Source organism: Lewinella sp. IMCC34191, assembly GCF_003390935.1.
Classification (GTDB): domain Bacteria; phylum Bacteroidota; class Bacteroidia; order Chitinophagales; family Saprospiraceae; genus Neolewinella.
On record NZ_QNQZ01000001.1, the window covers coordinates 15,282 to 37,570 of the forward strand.

Genomic DNA, 22,289 nt, shown 5'->3' on the forward strand with positions numbered 1-22,289 from the left:
AAAGTTGCCGGGTCATGGGTGTGAACCGAAAGCGCGACCGACTCCTCATTGTACTGGATGATTACTCAAAGACGCCCAAGTACATGCAACTCGTCAATACGATTGCGCACGCTATCGAAGACGGGCGGCTGGTCGTCGGCGATAAACTCCCTTCGGTCAACCGGTTGCTGATCGAGCACGACATATCGCGGGATACCGTCGTGCGCGCCTACGACCTGCTCAAAAAGGAACAGGTGATCGAGAGCGTGCCCGGCAAAGGGTACTACGTCAAGGTAAAACCGGGTAAAAAGCGGCCGCGTATCCTGCTGCTATTCAACAAGCTCAGCGGGCACAAAAAGCTGATCTACGATGCCTTCTCGGAAACCCTTGGAGACGGTGCCACGATCAATTTTTACATCTACAACAATGACTTCAAGCTCTTCAAGAACATCATCTCGAATTGCTTGCACGAAGACTATACCCACTTTGTCCTCATTTCACATTTCCTGGAGGGGGGGGAGCACGCGCTGAATGTGATCCGCACCATTCCTCCCGAGAAGCTGATCATCCTGGACAAAAAGATGGATGGTATCGAGGGAGAATTCGCTACGATATACCAGGACTTCGAACGGGATATCTACCACGCGCTGACCGAGCTCAAAGACAATCTATCCCGGTACCAGCGTCTAAAATTGATCTTTCCGGACTACACCTACCATCCGAGCTCTATCAAGGACGGGTTCTTTAAATTTTGTGCCGAGTATGCCTTCTCGAATACACTGGTCAGTGATATTCGGAAGGATGCGATCCAGAAGGGCGATGCATTCATCAACCTGATGGAAGACGATCTGGTGACCCTGATCAAACGGGCGAAGGCGGATACCCTTCAGGTAGGTCGGGATATCGGAATCATCAGCTACAACGAAACGCCGCTAAAGGAAATCCTGCTGGACGGCATCACTACGATTTCGACCGATTTCGGTGTTCTCGGGCGCAAGGCCGCCGAGTGTATCCGCGATGGCAACGGAGGGCATATGGCAAATCCATTCCACATTCAGCTCCGGAATTCCCTGTAATTGTTACCGTTTCCGACTCCGCTTTCTTCTTTCGGGGTAATGGAAACATGAGAAGTGGTGGCCTTCCTTTTGCCACGAATATTCTACCTGAGCTCGCCGCCCGATTATGCCGATTGGGGTGGGGTAGAGGCCCTTCTCTCAATTGTGGACTTGCTTCACAAAGGGGATGGTTATAGCTGAAAATGGATGCCAGGATTTAGTTTTCGGAACAGTGCAGAACAGTTAAGAAGATTTGCTAACCTACCTTGAGGGCGAATTTTATTCTGATCATGCACGGGGTTAACGTTAATATTCGTGCTCCGTAACCAACTCACGTAATATGAAACTGAAAATAGACGGCCGGAACGCCGGCGGCAGAGCGATTTTGCTGTGCTTGTTATTTTTAAGCACCACGGCAGCGTGGGCACAACGAACGGTGACGGGTTCGGTAACCGATGCCGAAACAAAAGAGCCGCTGATCGGCGCGAGTGTGACCGTAGCAGGGGAGTCGGGAATGGGCACCGTAACCGATCTAGATGGTACGTTCTCGCTGGAAGTACCCGAAGGAGCCGAATCACTTGACATTTCCTATACCGGCTACACAACGGAAACCGTCTCCATCGCCGGGGTATCGAACGTGGAGGTTAGTATGGCGAACGGTGCGCTACTCAACGAGGTGGTCGTGATCGGCTACGGTACGCAGAAGAAGGCCGACGTGACCGGAGCCATCGCGAGTTTTGATGCAGAGAATCTGGACGAACGACCGATCGCCCGGGTCGATCAGGCGCTGGTGGGGCAGATGGCCGGCGTGCGGGTGCAGCAGACCAGCGGCTTACCGGGCGCCGGGTTCAGTATCCAGATACGGGGTACGGGATCGATCGGCGCCAACAACGAGCCACTGTACGTGGTCGACGGCTTCCCGCTCGAAACAGCAGGGCAAAGTAGTGGCGGGGGCTTCGGTCAGGGCAATCCGCTGGACAACATCAGCCCGAACGATATTGCCTCGATCGAAGTGCTTAAGGATGCCGCCGCCGCCGCGATATACGGTTCCCGCGCTTCGAACGGCGTAGTACTGATCACGACTAAGAAGGGCGGTCAGGGCAAAGCTCAAATCTCGCTGAATACCAGCTACGGCTGGAATAAAACGGCTAAGAAACTGGACGTGCTCAGCGCCGAAGAATGGATCGACCGGGCTTCGGAAGTGATCGACCACAACTGGGTGAATTCCGGTGAGGGGCGTACAGCCGACCAGACGGCCGCGGAACGGGAAGCCATCATCGGCGGGTTTAACAATAACCTGATCAAAGATCCCCGCTGGGACCAGCCCGGTTACCCCGGCCTACAGTTCGTGGACTGGCAGGACGAACTGTTCCGTACCGGAGTGGTGCAAAACCATACCCTCTCCGCGCGCGGAGGCAACGATATCGTTCGGTACTACGTATCGGGGGATTACCTCGATTCGGAGGGTATAGCCATCGGTGTCGGATACAAGCAGTATTCTGCCCGCGCGAATCTGGAGGTATCGGCCAGCGATCGGCTGACGCTGGGCCTTAACGTCTCACCGTCCTACTCCATCGCGAACGATCCGGGGGTAGAGGGCAAAGACCAACAGATGCACATTGCCGCCGGCATGGCCCCGGTGGTAGACGATTCCGTAGGACTCAATTACAATACCGGCGACTTCGGCCTGTACAACTGGGGAACTTCCCGCTCGAGCCCGGTACGGGTAGTGGAAAACTCCATCGGGGAAAGCAAGATCTTCCGGACGATCAGTACGCTGTTTGCCGAGTACCGCTTGCTGGACGGTGTCCGTCTGCGCTCTTCCTTCAACCTGGATAATGCCGATCAGACACAAAAACGCTACACCCCGGCTTTTGTAACGCGGAACCGGACGGCGGGCGGAGACTTTTCCGGCTACCGTCGTCAGACCTTCGTTAACGAGAACACCGTGTCCCTGGACCGCACATTCGGGTCCATTCACAATATTTCTGCGGTGCTGGGTACCTCCTACAACGCAACCAAGTTTGACAATTTTGCGATCCGCACTGCGGGCGGCTTTAATTCAGAAGTCATCACCACCCTGAATGCGGCCAACATCAACCCGAACAGCACCTTCACGGCCGAGACAGAAAACACCCTGATCAGCTTCTTCGGTCGCGTACAGTATAACCTGAGCGATCGCTACCTCATCACCGGTTCCCTTCGCCGGGACGGCTCCTCCCGTTTTGGCCCCGAGACCAAGTGGGGAACTTTCCCTTCCGTGTCCCTGGGATGGCGGGTATCGGAAGAGTCGTTCATGCAGAATGTATCCACGATCAACACCCTGAAGCTGCGTGGCAGCTGGGGAATATCCGGCAACAACGGTATCGGTAACTATTCCCACGTCTCCATCCTCGGATTTGACAACTACAGTTTCGGAGGATCGCTGGCGGCGGGGCAAGTTCCGACCAACTTCGCCAATTCTTCCCTCAGCTGGGAGACCTCCGAGACGGTGAACGTGGGCGTGGATCTCGGCTTCTTCGAAAACCGGATCTATACCTCATTCGACGTCTATACCAAGCGAAATTCAGACCTGCTGCTGAGTATTCCGATCCCTACGGCCGTGGGCTTCGGCTCCGCGCTGACGAATATTGGCGAAGTGTTGAACCGCGGTTGGGAATTTGAACTCCAGACCCAGAACCTGACCGGTGAATTCCGCTGGACGACGAACCTGAATTTCAGCCACAACAACAATGAGGTGGTTCAGCTAGGTCCCGAGAACGCCCCGATCCTGGGCGGCGCCTTCGATATCAACCACAATATCCTGATGGTTGGACAGCCTATGTACAGCCTCTACGTCGTCCAGCAGGACGGCATCCTGAGCCGGTCGGATATCGAATCGGGTGTTGCGCTCTACGGTAACCAGGAGGAGGGTGACCCGCGCTACGTCGACGCCGACGGTGACGGGGTCATCACCCCCGATGACCGGGTTCTTTCGGGCCACCCGAATCCGGACTACGTCTGGGGAGTCACCAATACCTTCCGCTGGAAGGGTTTTGACCTGAGCGTACTCGTACAGGGCCAGTGGGGCGGTAAGATATACTCGACTTTCGGCCGGGGACTGGACCGTACCGGTATGGGATTCGTGGAAAATACGCTGGGACTGCATCGCGACCGGTGGCGCAGCGCAGAGGATCCGGGCGCCGGCGAGCGCGGGAAGGCATACTCTTCCTTCGGACGTATCAAGAATACCGACTGGCTCTATCCCAGCGACTACTGGCGCGTGCGTAACATCACCTTGGGCTATGACCTCGGAAGCCTCATCAATGTGCGGGGCATCAGCAATGCCCGCCTGTACACCAATATCGAGAACTACTTCGGTGGTGACAAGTACGACGGCGGCTACAACCCGGAGGCCGTCAATAGTGACGGTGACGATTACGGGGCCTTCCCGCTATCCAAGTCCATCGTTTTCGGCCTCAACCTCAGCTTCTAATTCCAAGATCGAACGACATGCAAAAACTACTTATACTTCTACTGACCTTTTGCTGGTTTTCCGCCTGCGAGGACGATCTCAATCTCACTCCTATTTCCGAAGTCGGCAGCAATGGCTTCTTTAGCAGCGCCGGCGACTTCCAGCAGGCGGTGAGCGGGGTTTACGCCAGCCTCGGTGTCTCCGGCGGTGGGGATTATCCGGCGCTGTACGTCATCCTGGATGAGAGCAGGTCCGATAATATCTACTCTCCGGGAGATGCCGGGGTCCGGGACTGGAACGCCATTAATAATTTCGAGCCCACTATCGCTACGCTGGGTACGGTCGACCGCGCCTGGAATCTCAACTTCAATGCGATCATGCGCGCCAACACCGTGCTCGACCAACTGGCTGAAAACGCCGGTGTTATCGGGGATGCCGATCTGGCCACCCGCTTCGAGGCGGAAGCCAAGTTTCTGCGGGCCTTCTTCTACTTCGACCTCGTCAAGTGGTACGGGCGCGTTCCCCTTATAGAAACCTTTGTTTCCCCCGACGAAGCACTGGAAATCGCACGGGCCCCTGTTGAGGATGTGTACGCACTCATCCTTTCCGACCTGGAGTTCGCGATGAACAACTTACCGGACAGCTACTCCGGTAGCGATCGGGGCCGCGCTACGTCGCTGGCGGCCAAGGCTATTCTGGCGCGGGTATACCTGACCCGGTCCGGACCGCAGCTGCACCCCGACGGTCCGTGTCTGGCTTCGGGGGAATACGATATGGCGGCTTCCATGCTGGACGATATCATCAACAGCAATCAATTTGCCATGCTGGACGATTACGGAGCCATTTTCAGCTACACCAATGAGGGTAATTCCGAGATTGTGTGGGACGTGCAGTTCATTGGCGGTGGGGTTGGTGCCGGCGGGTACTACCCGACGGAGTACTACGACGAAGGGTGGGCCCGCGTATATCTTCCCTTCCCGGGTGGCAATCCCGGAGACGGTGCCAAACGGATTTCCGAAGATCTGCTGAATAGCTACCCGGAAGGTGACCTGCGGGTCGAGCACACCTTTAAGCTTAATTACATCAACGATAACGGCGAGGAGGTGGACGCGCAGTTCTTCGACAAATACACGGATGAGGATATGGCCGGCGGCGACCGCTTCGACTGGTCGCTGAACTACCCGATCATGCGTTACACCGACGTATTGTTGCTGCGGGCTGAATGTACCCTGCAGGGTGCTTCGGGATCTCAGTCGGACGTGGACGAAGCCGTCAACGCGGTCCGTCGCCGTGCCGGGCTGGACGACGTATCCAATGTTAATCTGGACATGCTGCTCGAAGAACGGCGACGTGAATTTGCCGGTGAGAACCTGCGTTGGGACGACCTCGTCCGTACCGGGACGGTCATCGACGTAATGAACGCCTTCATCGCCACGGAAGATGTCAACAACAAAATGCAAACGGTAACGGTGGATGACATTATCTACCCGGTACCGCAACAGCAATTAGATGTGAAGCAAGGATTGTACGAACAGAATCCAGGCTACTAAGCTCGTAATATCCCAGTTCCCCCTTTAGACCGATATGGATGAGGCGTCCGCCAGCCTGCCCCTGGGTAGGATGGCGGACAATTCTTTACCTACGCTCCTGACCATGAAAATATATTATCGATTTGCTTGCTTGTGTTGGTTGACGCTGCTGGCCACGGGCCTGGCGGCTGAGATCCGGCTGCCCGACCTATTCACCGACCATATGGTGCTCCAGCGGGAGCAATCCGTTCCGGTATGGGGGCAAGCCGCGCCTGGATCGCGTATTACCGTCTCCTTCGCCAGCCAGGAAGTACAGGCAGAGACCGATAAAACCGGACAGTGGCGGGTGAGTCTTGCTCCCATGGAAGCCTCCGCCGACCCGGCAACGTTAACGATTACCGGAGACGGTACCCTTACCCTCGATGATGTATTAGTCGGTGAAGTGTGGTTGTGTACCGGTCAGTCAAATATGCAATGGCGGCTACTGGAATCGGCGGGCGGAGAAGAAGCCATTGCCGCGGCCGATTATCCCGAGATCCGGCTGTTCAACGTCAGCCGCTCGGTGGCCTTCGGTCGCGAAGAGGGTAAACTGGCCAACTGGGTGAGGTGCTCTCCGGAAACCGTACCTCAATTTTCCGGGGTAGGCTACTTTTTCGGACTGGATCTCTACCGGCGGCTCGGGATACCCATCGGTTTGATCAACTCATCCTACGGAGGTTCGCAAGCCGAAGCCTGGACGCCCCGGAGCTACCTGGCCGCGGATACGGCGTTGGCGCCCACCATCGCCCGCGAAGAAATCTGGGCGGCCGAACGCCCCGCGGTGCAGGCTGAGTTCGACCGTCAGGTTGCCGAGTACAAAACCGCCCGCGCGGCCGCCGAGGAGAGCGGCGACAAGCTGCCCCGCCCGCCCCGGGTGCCGGATGCGCTACGCGATTACCGCATCGCCGGGTCCATCTACGGGAATATGATCGAGCCGTTGACTCCCTTCGCCATTCGGGGTGCTCTTTGGTACCAGGGAGAATCCAACGAAGAGCGTGCCGAGCAATACGAAGGACTACTTACGACGATGATCCGTTCCTGGCGGGATGAGTGGGGACAGGGGGATTTCCCCTTCGCCATCGTACAGCTCCCCAATTTCCGGGCGGTATCCGAGCAACCGGAAGATGAAGCCTGGAGTCACCTGCGCGACCGGCAGCGACGCGTAGCGGAATCCGTGGACAACACGGGACTGATCGTCACCATCGACGTCGGCGAGGCCAACGACATTCACCCAACCAACAAGAAAGACGTCGGGTCGCGATTGGCTAGGTGGGCCCTGGCGCAGGTATACGGTGCCGACGAATTGGCCGGCGGACCCCGCTTCGAACGCGTAAAGTTCAAAAACAGCAAAGCCATTCTCTACTTCGACCGGGTAGGGGATGGGCTGACTACCCGGGACGGGGAAGCACCGGCGGAATTCGCGGTTGCCGGTCAGGATGGAGAATGGACCTGGGCGGAGGCTAACATCGTTGGGAAGGATAAAGTCGTTGTCCGCTCCGCATCCGTGGACCGGCCCGTTGCCGTCCGCTATGCCTTCAACCGAAACCCGGCGAACCCCAACCTGACCAACGACAGCGGCGTGCCCGCTTCCCCCTTCCGCACCGACGACTTTACCGGTCCGACCCACGGTCGCCGGTGAGGCGGACCAGTATCAACACTATGAAGAATCTCTTTTACTTACTCTTCCTCCTTTCCTGTGGTGTATCCGCCCAGGCTGACCTTCCCGAATGGCCGGAAGTAGATGCCGAAACGAAAGCGTGGACCCGCTGGTGGTGGCACGGCAGCGCGGTCACCGAAGCCGGTATCACCTCCGAACTGGAGACCCTGGCCGAAGCCGGCTTCGGCGGTGTTGAACTCACGCCCATCTTCGGCGTGATCGGAGAGGAAGATGAGTTCGTGGAATACCTCTCGGCGGAATGGGTCGGCCTGCTGGTCCATACCCTGCAAGAAGCCGATCGCCTGGGCATGCAGGTGGACATGGCTACGGGAACCGGTTGGCCGTTCGGCGGCCCGTGGGTTGACGAAGCGGACGGAGCCAAGTACCTCGCCCACCGGACCTACGAATTGAAGGAAGGCGAAACCATCACGGAAAAGATCGTCTACGAGCAGGAGCCCATCGAGCGTCGGGCCGGCAGTCCGGTACTAGCGGCTTACCGCCTGGCGGAGGAAACCGGCCAAGACTACGCCGACATCAGCGGAGAAGCGGTACGGGAGGCCATGCAAGCGGATGATAAAAAGCTCACACCGGACTTTCTGCAATCGGAAGATTTACAGGCACTGGCGATCGATCAGATCCGTTTCGCGCGCTCCCTCTCGCAGGTAACCGTAATGGCTTACGGACCTGACGGGAAGACGGAAAACCTGACCGATCGGGTAAGCGACGAAGGGGAACTGGCGTGGACGGCCCCCGCCGGCAACTGGAAGGTCATAGCGCTCTTCGCCGGACAGCACGGCAAAATGGTGGAACGAGCCGCTCCCGGCGGGGAAGGCATCGTGATCGACCACTTCTCGACACCGGCGATCAAGCACTACCTCAAGCGTTTTGACGAAGCCTTTGCCGGGGAAGACATTGGCGCCCTGCGTGCCTTTTTTAACGACAGCTACGAGGTAGACGACGCGAACGGCCAGGCCAACTGGACGCCGGAATTATTCTCCGCTTTCCGGGAGAAGCGCGGCTACGACCTACGCGAGCAGCTCCCCGTACTCTTCGACGAGCAAAATGATCTCCACGCCCGGGTACTGACCGACGTGCGGGAAACCTTCTCCGACCTCCTGCTGGAAACCTTTACCCGGAGCTGGGACGAGTGGGCGGATACCCACGACGCCGACATCCGCAACCAGGCGCACGGCTCACCCGCCGCCATCCTGGATTTGTACGCCGCCTCCGACATCCCGGAGACCGAGGGAACGCAACCTTTGCGCATCAAATTCGCGACCTCGGCCGCCCACGTCACCGGCAAGCCGCTGGTCAGCGCCGAAGCGGGCACCTGGCTGGGCGAGCATTTTGAATCCAATTGGGCGGATCTCAAGGAGAACCTGGATCGCTACTTCGTGAACGGCGTCAACCACGTGGTCTACCACGGCAATGCGTATTCGCCCGACGATGACGCCTATCCCGGTCGGCTCTTCTACGCCGCCTTCCACGCGAACGATCGCAACCCGATGTGGCGGGACCTCAAGGCGTTCAACGATTACGTGGCCCGTACCCAGAGCCTGTTGCAGTCCGGGCAGCCCGACAACGACATCCTGCTCTACTTCCCCATCTACGACCGTTACGCCACGCCCGGGTCGGAACTGCTGCAACACTTCGACGGCCACGGGGGGGATCTGGATAATTCGGAAGTAGGCCAACTCGGCGAGGAACTGCTCGATGCGGGATTTGCCTTCGACTTCCTTTCCGACCGCCAATTAGATGGGGTTACCTATTCCGACGGCCTCCAGACCGGTGGGGCCTCCTACCGCACGATCGTGGTACCCCGGACTACTTACATGCCCCTCGCTAGTGTGCGGAAGGTATTCGACCTGGCGGAAGCGGGGGCTACGATCATCTTTCAGGGCCAACTGCCGAAGTCGGTTCCCGGACTACATGCGTACGAAAAGCAGGAAGCCGAACTCGCGGAGCTGTACGGGCAACTGGACTGGAACCGGACCTCCCAGGGTATGGAAGCCGCCTACGGGGCCGGTCGCCTTCTCGCGGGAAGCGAGGTTACCGCCGCGCTGGAAGCCGGTGAAATTGAGGCCGAGACGCTCGTTCAGAAGGGGCTGCATTACCAACGCCGTGCGTATGCGTCCGGAACCCTTTACTTCATCCTGAATCCGACTTCCTCCGCAACGGACGGTTGGGTGTCCCTGCGGGCGGAGGGAGAAGCGGCGGCCATCCTGGATCCCATGACCGGGCGGCGCGGAATGGGTCGGATCCAGACTAGCCATAGTGGACCGATGAACGTATGGCTACACCTGCCGGCGGGAGCATCGACTTTCGTCTGGGTAAGCCCGGAAGGCATGAGCGGCGAGAAGTGGCCCTACTTTCAGGCTGCCGGGCCTACCCGCAATCTGGACGGGGAGTGGAAGTTGGAATTCATCACCGGAGGACCGGAACTACCCCCCTCCACCGATCTGAAAGAGCCGCGGTCATGGACCGATCTCGGAGCGGATTCGTACCGGACCTTCGCGGGTACCGGACGCTATACCGTCCGCTTCAACCGACCGGACGAGGAGGCCGAAAGCTACCTACTGGATCTGGGGGAGGTATTCGAAACCGCTAGCGTCCACCTCAACGGTGACTCCCTCGCCACCCTGGTGGGACCGAGCTACGAAGTGGAGATTCCCGCCGACCGGCTACAGGAGCAGAACGTGCTGTCGATCGAGGTATCGAACCGGATGATCAACCGCATCATCGATCTCGATCGCCGCGGGGTATTCTGGAAGCGCTTCTACAACACCAACTTCCCCGCCCGCCGCGCGGAAAACCGGGGCCCGATGGGCATCTTCGACGCCAGCGCGTGGGAGCCGGTGCCTTCCGGCCTGGTGGGGCCGGTCACGCTGACCCCCGGTCGCGATTTCACCAACTACTAAAACCTACTTCGAGCAATTTGCCTCACGTATCCGCACATACCTTCGTTTTAAGCTTGCTGCTGACCCTCGGCTGCTTTACCGCGCTTCCCGCGCAGGTGGACTCGTCCGCCTACTGGCACGGCATCCCCCGCAGCGTACGCTACGCTCCGGAGGGCGGCACCTTTGTCATCGAGAATGGGGAGCGTCGCTTCAACCGCGCCCTATACGGCGGTCCGAGCGGCTTCCGCGTAGAGGCGGGCGACCTACCCGAATTCGCCCTCTACCGGCCCCGGCTCGCCGGCACGCTGCGCTTCGGTCTGGTGAAGCGGGACGACAGCCGCTGGCTGATCGAAGCCCAAAGCATACGCGCGGTGTACGATCCGGGCAAGATGCGCTACACGATCACGGACCCCCTGCTGGGCGCCGATACCCTGGAACTGGAGGTACTGGCCCTGCGCGATACGGACGGCATGGTGTACCGCTTCCGAGCCTCGGCCGGCTCACGGGATGCCGATCTGCTCCTGGCCTTCGGCGGCGCCTCGGACGAACGTTTCAGCCGGGAAGGGGACATCGGTGCCGATCCCGAGTCGGTATTCTACCTCACGCCGGAGCACGCAACCGGCAATAAATTCACCATCGACGGGAGCGCCTTCACCCTAACGTACGGCCAGAAGGGCGACGGCGCGCAGGTAGAAGGCAAACAACTGCGGGGAAACTTTCCAAAACGATCTGCCCTCCACCTGGCTGACGCCTCCCACCAGGAGAGTCCTAGGAAATTGCAAAACGCCACGCCGGGGGACCACCCCGTGCTTACCGCGAAAACCGCGCTCGCTACGGATTGGCAGTACGGCGTAGTCGTCATGGGAGCCACGGGGGGAACCATCGACCAGGCCCGGCTACCGTCCCTGTTTGCTCGGGCGGACAAGCAACGCCTGGAGCTGGTTAACCGGGTCCGGGTGACCACTCCGGATCCTTACATCAATACCCTCGGCGGAGCTCTGGCCGTGGCGGCCGACGGCATCTGGGAAGACCCGGCCTACCACCACGGGGCGATTGCCTGGCGGCAACAACTGGTGGGCTGGCGCGGGGCCTACGTCGCCGATCCGCTGGGCTGGCACGACCGGGGCCGAACCCACTTTTCCGCCTACGCCAAATCGCAGCTCACCGAGCCGGCCACTGGGCCCGTGGTGCCGGATACTTCCCGGAACTTCGCCCGGCAGGTAGAAGAGATTGGGACGGCCGTCTTTACGGAGGGCTACATTTCCCGCTACCCGGGAGGTGAGCGGCTGCGGGCGCACCACTACGATATGAATCAGGTGTACATCGACGCGCTGCTCCGGCACCTGGACTGGACGGGTGACTTGGAGATGGCCCGGCGAATGTGGCCCGTCATCGAGCGGCATCTGGCCTGGGAAAAACGCAACTTCGACGCCGACGGCGACCACCTCTACGATGCCTACTGCAGCATCTGGGCCAGTGACGCGGTGCAGTACAGCGGCGGTGGCGTTACCCACGCCTCTTCCTATCACTACTACGCCAACACCCGCGCGGCCGAACTGGCGGAGCGGCTGGGCAAGGACCCGGAACCCTACCGGCGGGAAGCCAGGCGTATCCTGGCCGCCCTGAACAAGCAACTCTGGCTGCCGGAACGCGGCACCTTCGCCGAGTACCAGGACCTGCTCGGTCTACAGCTGCGGCATACGTCGCCCGCCGTCTGGACGGTGTACCATGCCCTGGACAGCGAGGTCCCCGATCCCTTTCAGGCCTACCAGCTGACCGACTACGTGGGACGGGAAATACCGCGCATTCCGATCCGGGCCGAGGGCCTGGCCGACACCAGCCTGTACACTATCTCGACGACCAACTGGCTTCCCTATACCTGGTCGGTAAATAACGTGGCCCTGGCCGAAGTCATGCATACCTCGCTGGCCTACTGGCAGGCAAACCGGCCGGATGATGCTTACCGACTGTGGAAGAGCGCGCTGATGGAGAGCATGTACCTGGGGGCTTCTCCCGGATCCATCCAGCAGCTTTCCTTTTACGATGCCATCCGCGGCGAGCTGTACCGCGACTTCGCCGATCCGATCGCGATGGTCGCCCGCACCTTAGTGGAAGGCTTATTCGGGATACGCCCCGACATGCTCAACGGGAAAATGATCGTCGAACCCGGCTTCCCCGCCGAGTGGGACCGTGCTTCCATTTCCCTGCCGGACATCGACCTGGCCTTCACCGAGGACGGAGCGGAAGCTTCCTACGTATTGACCTCCCGGCTGTCCGGTTTGAAGGAGTGGGACTTGCGCATAGCGCCCCGCAAAGCGATTAAGGCGGTGCGCCTGAACGGAGAGCCGGTGAGCTGGTCCTTCCTGGAGGAGGCTATCGGCCAGCCAAAGATTCGCATCACCGCTCCGGCGGGTGGCGCCGACACCCTGCAAATTCAGTACGGTGAGAAAGAATGGCAAACGCTCAACTACCCCGGTGAACTGGTGAGCGGGGAGAACTACGAATGGGCTCAATCTGATCTGTCGCTACTGGACATCCATGATCCGCAGGGGGTGTGGGATACGGTACGGCTCACGGGCAACGGACTACGGGGGACAGCCTCCGACAACACCGGAGCGCATACCTTTTTCGTTCGGCTACGCCAGGGGAAGGGTACATGGTGGTCAGCGGTTTCCGTCTCCGTGGTACCGGCATTCTACCTGCGCTTCGACGCAAAAGAAAATACCTGGCGCGTGCGCAACAATACCGGTCAGCCGCAGGCGGTCGACGTGTACGCGGGCGGCGGGCAATCCGAGATCCTGGCAAGCCGGGAATTAGCGGCGGGGGAAGAAAGCCAGATCCGTATACCCGACCAACAGGCAGTAGGCTACGGTACTAGCCGGTTATCCCTGACGAGCCGGGAAGGAACTACAGTAGCGGCGCAGCATACCGACTGGTCCGGTCAAATTGCGGAGGGGCAGCAGACGGATTTTATCGACCTGCAAACCTACCTGAACGCCCCCCTAGGGAAAATTTTCGAGGCCCAGTACTATACGCCGCGCCCCAGCTCACCAACCGTTCAGTTGCCGGTCACCGGGATCGGGAACTGGTGCTACCCGAACGTGGAGATGAACATCGATCCGTCGGGGCTCTGGGCGGCCGCCGGATCGGATCGGGTGTATGAGATGCCCTCCGGGCTGGGCTTCCAACTCGCCGGGGAGCCGGGCGTCAACAACATCGCCTTTACCTCCCGGTGGGACCGCTTCCCCGACACGCTGGCGGTACCGCTTGCCGGCAAGGCCGAACACCTTTATCTGCTGATGGCGGGGTCGACCAACCCGATGCAGAGCCGGCTGGACAACGGCGTGGTGGAAGTACGGTACACCGACGGCACCAACAGTCAACTAACGCTCCGTAACCCCGACAACTGGGTGCCCATCGAGCAGGATTACTACCTCGACGGCTACGCTTTTTACGCCGATGGCGCCCGTCCGCCACGGGTGCACCTGAAGGACGGTTCCGTTCCGGAACATCCGGCCTACATCGATATCAAGGGATTTTCCACTACCGGTATCGACGGTGGGGCGGCTACCGTGCTCGATCTGCCGCTGGACCCCGGAAAGGAACTTCAATCGCTTACGCTGCGGACGCTGGCCAACGACGTGGTTATCGGGCTGCTCGCCGCAACCCTGGTAAGACCCTAAATGAAATTTCCGAGTCTAATCGGCCCCTGTCAATCAAGAATCATCTTGCAAAAATCATGAAACACATCCTTTTCTTACTACCCCTGCTGTTCCTGGCTTGCCACCGGCCGGCCGACTTACCCGAACCAGACGAGACGCTGGCCGATATGCGGCAAGCCAACGCCTACTTCATGGAAAAGTGGCCGGACACCGGTAAGCGCATCGTGACCAATCAATCGCGCGCGAGCAACATCTGGACCCGTGCCGTCTACTACCAGGGGCTGATGGCGCTGCACGACATTGATCCCCAGCCCGAATATTATCAGTACGCCACGGACTGGGCCGACTTCCACGAGTGGAACCTGCGCGACGGAAACACCTATACGCGCAACGCGGATAATCAAGCCGCCGGACAGACCTACATCGAACTCTACGAGATCGACCCGCAGCCCGAGCGCATCGAGTACATCAAGGCGTCCATCGACAGCATGATGGCCACGGACAAGATCGACGACTGGGACTGGATCGATGCCATTCAGATGGGCATGCCGGTATTCGCTCAGCTGGGGGTGCTGTACGACGACCCAAGCTACTTCGAGCGGATGTACGAGATGTACGCGTTCACGAAGAACGAGCACGGTGAAAATGGGCTGTACAACCCCGAGGATCACCTCTGGTGGCGGGACGCCGACTTCGACCCGCCCTATACCGAACCCAACGGGGAAGACAGCTACTGGTCGCGCGGCAACGGCTGGGTGATCATGGCGCTGGCCCGCGTACTGGAGATCCTGCCCGAAGACGATCCCCACCGCGAGGAGTACATTGCCGACTTCCGCGATATGATGGACGCCGTTCTGAAGGTGCAACGGGAAGACGGTTTCTGGAACGTCAGCCTCCACGACCCGAACCACTACGGGGGAAAGGAAACCTCGGGTACGGCCATGTTCGCCTACGGGATGGCCTGGGGCATCAACCACAAGCTGCTGGACCGGAAAAAGTACATGCCCCCCCTGGCCAGGGCCTGGAATGCGATGGTCGACGAGGCGCTGCACGACAACGGCTTCCTCGGTTACGTCCAGAGTACCGGCAAGGAACCGAAGGACGGCCAACCCCTGAGCTACGATAAGATCCCCGATTTTGAGGACTACGGGCTCGGGGCTTTCCTACTCGCCGGTAGCGAAATTTACAAGCTTAAACAGCGCAGTTAAGTGACCCCGCCTCTCCGAATATTCCAAATATCTATCTATGAAATCCTTAGTCTCCTCCTTCATAATTTTTCTATTGCTGGCCGGTCTGACGGGCTGCGCGACCAACGTCCCCGACGGGGAAGGCGATCCGGTCGGGATGTCGCTCGACGCGAACGGATATCCCCGCCTGGCCATTGCCAATCCGGCGGGTGACTCCGTAATTCTTCATGCTCCCTCCGCGAGCGTGGGGAGCATCGGCTTCGAGCGCGATGGCACGACAACCTGGGTAAGCGGCCAACCATCGAGTTCCGAACAGGACGGCACCGACTATACCTACACCTGGACGACGGACGCCGGTGAGGTGACGCTCGCCATCAACTCCGGAAACGGGGAAGACCTTGGCCTCCGACTTACCACCGACAGCGAGCTGGAGGGGCACAATCACTGGCACGTCAATTTCGCGGCCGATAGCGACGAGTACTTCACCGGCATCTTCGAGCGGGTGGTCGACGGCGATCAGGACGAATCCTGGAAGGACGGCATCACTACCGGCCTGAACCTGCGCGGCGAACGCGTGGAAATGCACCTAAAGCCTACCGTATCGGCCTACGCGCCCTTCTATATTTCATCGGCCAGCTACGGTTTCTTTGCCGAGGGCACCTGGCCCGGTGTGTTTGACTTTGCCAAAGAGCATCCCAATACCGTACAGGTTTCCTTCGAGGGACCCGAGCTGGCGTACAAGCTCTACCTGGGAAAGGGCGTAAAGGAGATCGTACAGCAGCACGCCCTCGAAACCGGTCCTTCCCTGGTGCCGCCCGATTGGGCACTCGGTCCGTGGCGGTGGCGCGACGAGCACTTCAACGAGGCGACCTACTTCGACGGCACCCCAAAAACGGCGCCCTACAACACCGACATCGTGGAAGACGTGCTCATGATGGAAGCCTTCGATATTCCCTTTACGGCCGTCTGGATCGACCGGCCGTGGGGACCCGGCGTCCGGGGGTTCGACGATTACGATTTTGACACGGAGCGACTCCCGCAGCCCGAAAAGATGATTTCCTGGCTGAACGATCACGGTGCGGAACTGATGCTGTGGATCGGGCCCTTCGTCATGGGCGACATGGCGGACTACGCCGAGGAGAATGACTTCGACCTGCAGAGTAACCGCTGGAAGGATTCCCGCCAGGTACTCATGGACTTCACCAACCCCGAAGCCGTACAATGGTGGGCGGAAAACGGCCCCGGCAAACTGGCGCGCATGGGCGTCAAAGGCTTCAAGCTGGATCGGGCCGACGGAGAGAAATTGCAGGACTCCCTGCACCTGACCACCTCGGCGGGTACAACCTACCGCGAGAACTTCAACGACTACCCGCGGCAGTACGTAGAGGCCACTTACAAAGCGGTGGAGCCGGTACTGGGGGATGATTTCGTCCTGTTCCCCCGCGCCCAGTATACGGGCAGTGCCCGCTTCGGCAGCATGTGGGCCGGTGATACCAACGGCAAGCCAGAGGGCCTGCGCTCGGCCGTCATCGCCCTGCAGCGCTGCGCCGTGATGGGCTACCCGGTCTGGGGGTCCGACATCGGCGGATACTGGGGTGACTTTACCCAGGAGACCACCAAGCGTTGGCTGGGGCTCGGTTGCTTCTCGCCGATTATGGAAATTGGCCCGACCAACAACGAGGGACTCTGGAATAACCCGGAGGACCCCATCTACGACGAAGACCTCATCGCCACCTGGCGCTTGTATTCAAAACTCCGCATGGAACTGGTCGACTACGTGAGCGACCAGGCCGAACTTGCCCGCGAGACCGGTACGCCCATCGCCCGCCCCCTGTTCCTGGAATACCCCGATCAAGAAGAAGCCTGGGAAGACTGGCAGACCTACCTCTTCGGGCCCGACTTTCTGGTCTCCGTAGTCTGGGAAAGCGGCGTGGACGAGCACCGACTCTACCTGCCCGCCGGCGAACGATGGATCGATGCCTGGAACCCGGAAAACGTGATGGAAGGCGGCCAGTACGTCACCGTCGACGCACCGGCCCATAAAACCCCCGTCTTCATTCGCGAGGGCTCCGGGCAGGAACTGGGTGACCTGAATGCGCTTTACCAGGAATCGCTGGAAATCGCGGCGAAGCGGCCCGATCTCGCCGCGCTGGAAGCCGCCGAGGAATGGGAATAGTGCGACGGTACACCACGCTATTGGTTTGCCTCGCCTGGACGACACTGGTGTTGGGGCAGTTGACCGACCGCCCCAACATCGTCTTCATCATGGCCGACGACCTGGGCTACGCCGACCTGGGATCCTACGGGCAGACGGTGATCCGGACCCCAAATCTGGACCGACTCGCCATGCAGGGTACGCGCTTTACCCAGGTCTACGCCGGCTCCACGGTCTGCGCTCCCTCCCGCTCGGTACTGATGACCGGACAGCACACGGGACACACGACCGTACGCGGGAATAATGGCGTCGGCGGGGTAGTAGGGTTGGGAGGGGCCGCAGGGCGTATTCCGCTTCGGACCACCGACACGACCGTGGCGAGCTTACTGCAGGAAGCCGGCTACGCCACCGGTATGATCGGGAAGTGGGGGCTGGGCGAACCCGCGACGGAAGGGCTGCCCGATCGCCAGGGCTTCGACTACTTCTACGGCTTTCTTAACCAGCGTCGGGCGCATACCTACTTTCCCGATTACGTTTGGCGGAACAACGAGCGCATCGATTTTCCGGACAACGCGGGCCACCGCAAGCGGGATTATGTACAGGATCATTTCCTGGAAGAGACCCTGCGCTTCGTGGACGAGCACCGGCAGGAACCCTTTTTCCTGTACCTGCCCTACACACTCCCCCACGACGACTACGAGATCGATACCCTCGGCCGGTTCGCGGACTCACTATCCTGGACGCCCGACGAGCGGGTCTACGCCGCCATGGTGGAACGACTGGACCGGGACGTGGGGAAGGTGCTTGATCGACTCGAAGCAAACGGACTAACGGACAGGACAATCGTCTTTTTCTGTTCCGACAACGGCGCCGCCCAGCGGTGGGAAGGCCGCTTCGACAGCTCCGGCCCCCTGCGCGGGCACAAGCGGGATATGTACGAAGGGGGACTACGGACGCCCATGATCGTTCGCTTTCCGGGACACGTACCCGCGGGTGAGGTAAGCGACGTCCCCTGGACCTTCGCGGACGTACTCCCGACGCTCTGTGCCGTAGCGAACGTCGATCCCACCGAGCGTGTCGACGGGAGCAACGTTTGGCCGGTTATTACGGGGGATACCGACGGACGGTCGGAGATGGACCGCACCTTCTACTGGGAATTTCACGAGGGTGGGTACCAGCAGGCTATCCGCCGGGGACCGCACAAGACCATCCGTACCGCTCCGGAGCGCGATTGGGAGCTTTACCGGCTGGACAACGATCCGGGCGAAGCAAACGATCTGGCGGCCGACTTGCCCGACCTGACGACTGAGCTGGCCGCGCTGGCGGAAGCCCAACACCGGCCTTCCCCGTACTTCCCCGTCCGCAAAAAGAACCGGACGAGCAAGCTGCTGCTGATTGGTGACTCCACGGTAAAGAATGGCGCCAAAGACACCGATCTGTGTGGCTGGGGCGAGGTGCTCAGTCCCTATTTCGATTCTTCCTCGGTAGAAATCGTTAATGCCGCCCGGGGTGGCCGGAGTAGCAAAACCTACTACAAGGAAGGTTTGTGGGCCGACGCGCTCTCCGGCCTGGAAGAGGGCGACTTCCTGCTCATCCAGTTCGGGCACAACGACGGTGGCCCCGTATTCGACCAGAAAGAACGCGGTAGCCTGCCCGGCACCGGTCCGGATACCGCCATTGAAATCCGCGCCTCAACTGGGAAGCCGGATACCGTACATACCTACGGCTGGTACCTGCGGCAATACGTGCGCGACGCCCGCGCGATCGGGGTTACCCCAATCATCTGCTCGATGGTGCCGCGGAACAAGTGGCACAATGGTCGGGTGGAAAGAGCCGCGAACGGCTACGGCGGATGGGCGGAAACAGTTGCCCGCGAGGAGGGGGCCTACTTCATCGATCTCAACGAGCGCGTGGCGAAAGTGTACGACCGCATCGGAGAGGAACGGTTGTGGGCCGGATACTTCGGGGAAGATCACACCCACACGACCTGCTTCGGAGCGGAACTGAACGCGCGCACCGTGGCAGCCGCCATTACCGAGCTACCCGTGCCGGGGCTGGCATCCGCGGTGCGGCTGACCGAAGACAGGGGCGTTGATTAGTGCTATACGGCGTAACCGATCTCCCGCAGTAAGTCCTCCGCGGCATCGGTAGCCGCCTGGTATTTCGCATCTCCCTGGTTCTGCTTGGCAATGCTGATGGAACCCGTACGCGCCTTGCCAAGCCGCTTGCGCAGGGTAGGGGACATGGAATTGCCCAGGAATCCCAGGATCTTTTCCGCTTCCTCGATGGGGTTACTCACGAAGTCTTCGTACTTGACCTCCAGGTAGCGGTCCGGGCCCAGGGGGGCCAGGCAGCGTGCGCGCAGGACCATCTCCCGCCACATGATGACGTAGCGGATGTAGGGGTCGGCACTAATGAAGGTTTCGCGGTCGGCATCCGGTACCCACCAGGGAACGATGGTCCCGTCGACCATGTCGTACACACCGACTTCGGACACCTTATTCTCGGCCAGCTCGGGCGATTTAAGGATACGATCGGTCAGCGCATCCGGGTAGCGGCGGACCATGGAGTCGGCGTTGTCGCGGCCGTCCCGGATGATGTGGATGAAGCGTGCATTCTGGAATTCGGCGGCGAATGCTTCGGCGGCGAAACAGAGGAAGGGTTCCTTATAGCAGAAGATGGCGTTGTCCATGCTCGGCGGTTTGAGGAACTCGCCGATGGTGTTATTCCGCTCGTACACGTTCTTCAGCCGTTCGCCACGGTAGTAGCGCCGGCGCCAGAACGACTGCCAGAAAATATCGCGGATGGATTGCATCAGGGTCTTGACCGCGGCCTGGTTGGGATTGTTGAAGCGTTCCCCGTCTTCCGACATACTGCCTACCAGGTGCATCATCCGGGGTGGTGCCAGTACACCGACGTACTCTTCCACCCCCTTAATGCCGCCAACGCACTGGCTGAGGAAGGTGGTGCCGCTACGTGGACAGCCGAGGATGAAGATAGGTGGATTATCATCCAGCCGGTAGGGGCTGTCTTCAAGCGGTAAACCTAATTTGTTGCTCATTGCGTAAGTCTTCGAGGGGTGTAAAGCTGTGGGCCGTAAACAATAGGATACGGACGCCGTGCTGGTCTAACGTGGCGCAAAGCTAGGGTATTTCCGTTTAAGCTTTCTACCTGCGCTCCGCCGCCCTGCGTTCGTTCAATATACGGACAGGCGGGTCAGGATAGGTGGTGCCAGCGCTTCGGTGATCTCGATAACCAATTCGTTGACGGTCACCGGTTCTACGGGGAGAATTCGCTGGTAGCCGATCGTTTTCCCTTCCCCGATCACCTGCTCCCGGCCATCGACCATCGCCAGTACCCGGAAGCCGGCCACGCGCTGTCCGAGCGGAAGATGCTCCTGGAGGTGGACGTAGGATACGGATTTGGGTTCCAGGAGGTTGACGGTAATGCGGCCCGTGGTGGTGGTATCGTCGGTGGTCCAGTACGTCTCGGGGTCACCGTCCAGCAGGTTGGCTGCGGCGTAAGCCTCGTGGTTACCGCGGTGGTGATCCGCCAGGGCGATGGCGTCGGCTGCCAGGTCATTGGCGAAGGTTGAGTCGATCAGTTCCCGCCAGCGTCGCAGGGTAGCAACGTCGTTTTCGTGGATAAGTCCGCGGCGATCGGGCGGTACGTTCAGTAGCAGTACCGACCCTCGCCCCACGGAGGTCAGGTAAATCTCGAATAGCTCCTCGGGCGTCTTCACGCGATCGTCCTCCTCGGGGTGGTAGAACCAGCCCGGGCGGATGGAAACGTCGACCTCGGCGGGAATAAAGGATTTGGCACCCGGCGTCCCGTGGTTCAGCAGGTCTTCGATTCCGGCTTTCCCGGCGTAGAGGGTATCGGTATCGATGGTGTTCCAGTTCGGGTCGCCCACGAAGCCCCGCTCGTTGCCCACCCAGCGAATATCGGGCCCCGCGTCACTGAAAATGATGGTTGAAGGATCGGGCTGCAGGTCGCGGACCATCCCCAGCGTAGTGGGCCAGTCGTAGTAATAGCGGCCGTTGATGGCCCGCTTCTCATTGGCGCCGCCGTAGTAGCCGTCACCGCCGTTGGCCCCGTCAAACCACATTTCGAAGATCGGCCCGTAGTTCTCGAATACCTCCCGTAGTTGATTACGGTAGTACGTGATGTAGGTGCTGTCGCCGTAGTCCTCCCGGTTGCGGTCCCAGGGGGAGAGGTAGATGCCGAACTTCATATCGTGGGCGCGCGCGCTTTCCTCGACCATGCCCACCAGATCGCCCTCGCCATCCATCCAGGGGGATTGCTCCACCGAGTGGTCGGTATATGCGCTGGGCCAGAGTACGAAGCCGTCGTGGTGCTTGCCGGTCAGGACCACCCCCATAAACCCTACTTCGCTCAGGACGCTCATCCACTGATCGGTATCGAGCTCGGTGGGGGCGAAGATTTCGGGACTTTCGTCACCGAAGCCCCATTCCAGGTTGGTGAAGGTATTCGTGGTGAAGTGGATGAAGGCATTGGTTTCCATGGCCAGCCACTCCATCTGCGTCTCCGTGGGCAAAGCCCCGAAGGGCTCGGGGGGCTCAGGGGGCGGCGGAGCGCAGGATAAAATGCCGATCACAACGATCGAGGCGGCGGTGGGGAGCAGTGCGGATAGTCGGTTCATAGCTTTCTCTGA

The 22,289-nt window shown here is 60.0% G+C and carries 11 protein-coding genes; 9 read left to right on the plus strand and 2 right to left on the minus strand.

Annotation, left to right across the window (positions count from 1 at the left end; genetic code table 11):
• The first annotated feature begins 14 nt into the window (after positions 1-14).
• From DRW39_RS00065 to DRW39_RS00105, 9 genes are all read left to right on the plus strand, one after another.
• Complete coding sequence (locus DRW39_RS00065) at positions 15-1,055, plus strand: GntR family transcriptional regulator (protein WP_116104960.1); 1,041 nt, start codon at positions 15-17, stop codon at positions 1,053-1,055.
• A gap of 319 nt (positions 1,056-1,374) precedes the next feature.
• Positions 1,375-4,509: a SusC/RagA family TonB-linked outer membrane protein gene (locus DRW39_RS00070; RefSeq protein WP_116104961.1), complete on the plus strand. Its 3,135-nt coding sequence runs from the start codon at positions 1,375-1,377 to the stop codon at positions 4,507-4,509.
• Positions 4,510-4,526: 17 nt separating this feature from the next.
• Complete coding sequence (locus DRW39_RS00075; protein WP_116104962.1) at positions 4,527-6,038, plus strand: RagB/SusD family nutrient uptake outer membrane protein; 1,512 nt, start codon at positions 4,527-4,529, stop codon at positions 6,036-6,038.
• 103 nt (positions 6,039-6,141) lie between these two features.
• Complete coding sequence (locus DRW39_RS00080) at positions 6,142-7,695, plus strand: sialate O-acetylesterase (protein ID WP_198664728.1); 1,554 nt, start codon at positions 6,142-6,144, stop codon at positions 7,693-7,695.
• A gap of 20 nt (positions 7,696-7,715) precedes the next feature.
• Positions 7,716-10,631, plus strand: coding sequence for a glycosyl hydrolase (locus DRW39_RS00085; RefSeq protein ID WP_116104964.1), 2,916 nt, complete (start codon positions 7,716-7,718; stop codon positions 10,629-10,631).
• Positions 10,632-10,684: 53 nt separating this feature from the next.
• Positions 10,685-14,293, plus strand: coding sequence for a DUF4450 domain-containing protein (locus DRW39_RS00090; RefSeq protein WP_157975828.1), 3,609 nt, complete (start codon positions 10,685-10,687; stop codon positions 14,291-14,293).
• A gap of 56 nt (positions 14,294-14,349) precedes the next feature.
• Positions 14,350-15,480, plus strand: a complete 1,131-nt coding sequence (locus tag DRW39_RS00095; RefSeq protein ID WP_116104966.1) for a glycoside hydrolase family 88 protein — start codon at positions 14,350-14,352, stop codon at positions 15,478-15,480.
• A gap of 37 nt (positions 15,481-15,517) precedes the next feature.
• Positions 15,518-17,635, plus strand: a complete 2,118-nt coding sequence (locus DRW39_RS00100) for a TIM-barrel domain-containing protein (protein WP_116104967.1) — start codon at positions 15,518-15,520, stop codon at positions 17,633-17,635.
• Positions 17,626-19,713: a sulfatase-like hydrolase/transferase gene (locus tag DRW39_RS00105; RefSeq protein WP_116104968.1), complete on the plus strand. Its 2,088-nt coding sequence runs from the start codon at positions 17,626-17,628 to the stop codon at positions 19,711-19,713. The genes DRW39_RS00100 and DRW39_RS00105 overlap by 10 nt, the downstream gene beginning before the upstream one ends.
• Positions 19,714-19,715: 2 nt before the next feature.
• Here the strand turns inward: DRW39_RS00105 and DRW39_RS00110 are convergent, their stop codons facing one another.
• Both DRW39_RS00110 and DRW39_RS00115 read right to left on the minus strand, forming a co-directional pair.
• Positions 19,716-20,675: a sulfotransferase family protein gene (locus tag DRW39_RS00110; RefSeq protein ID WP_116104969.1), complete on the minus strand. Its 960-nt coding sequence runs from the start codon at positions 20,673-20,675 to the stop codon at positions 19,716-19,718.
• Positions 20,676-20,810: 135 nt separating this feature from the next.
• Positions 20,811-22,277 carry an alpha-L-fucosidase gene (locus DRW39_RS00115; RefSeq protein WP_116104970.1) on the minus strand — a complete coding sequence of 489 codons (1,467 nt, stop codon included), beginning with the start codon at positions 22,275-22,277 and terminating at the stop codon, positions 20,811-20,813.
• Between the last annotated feature and the right edge of the window lie 12 nt (positions 22,278-22,289).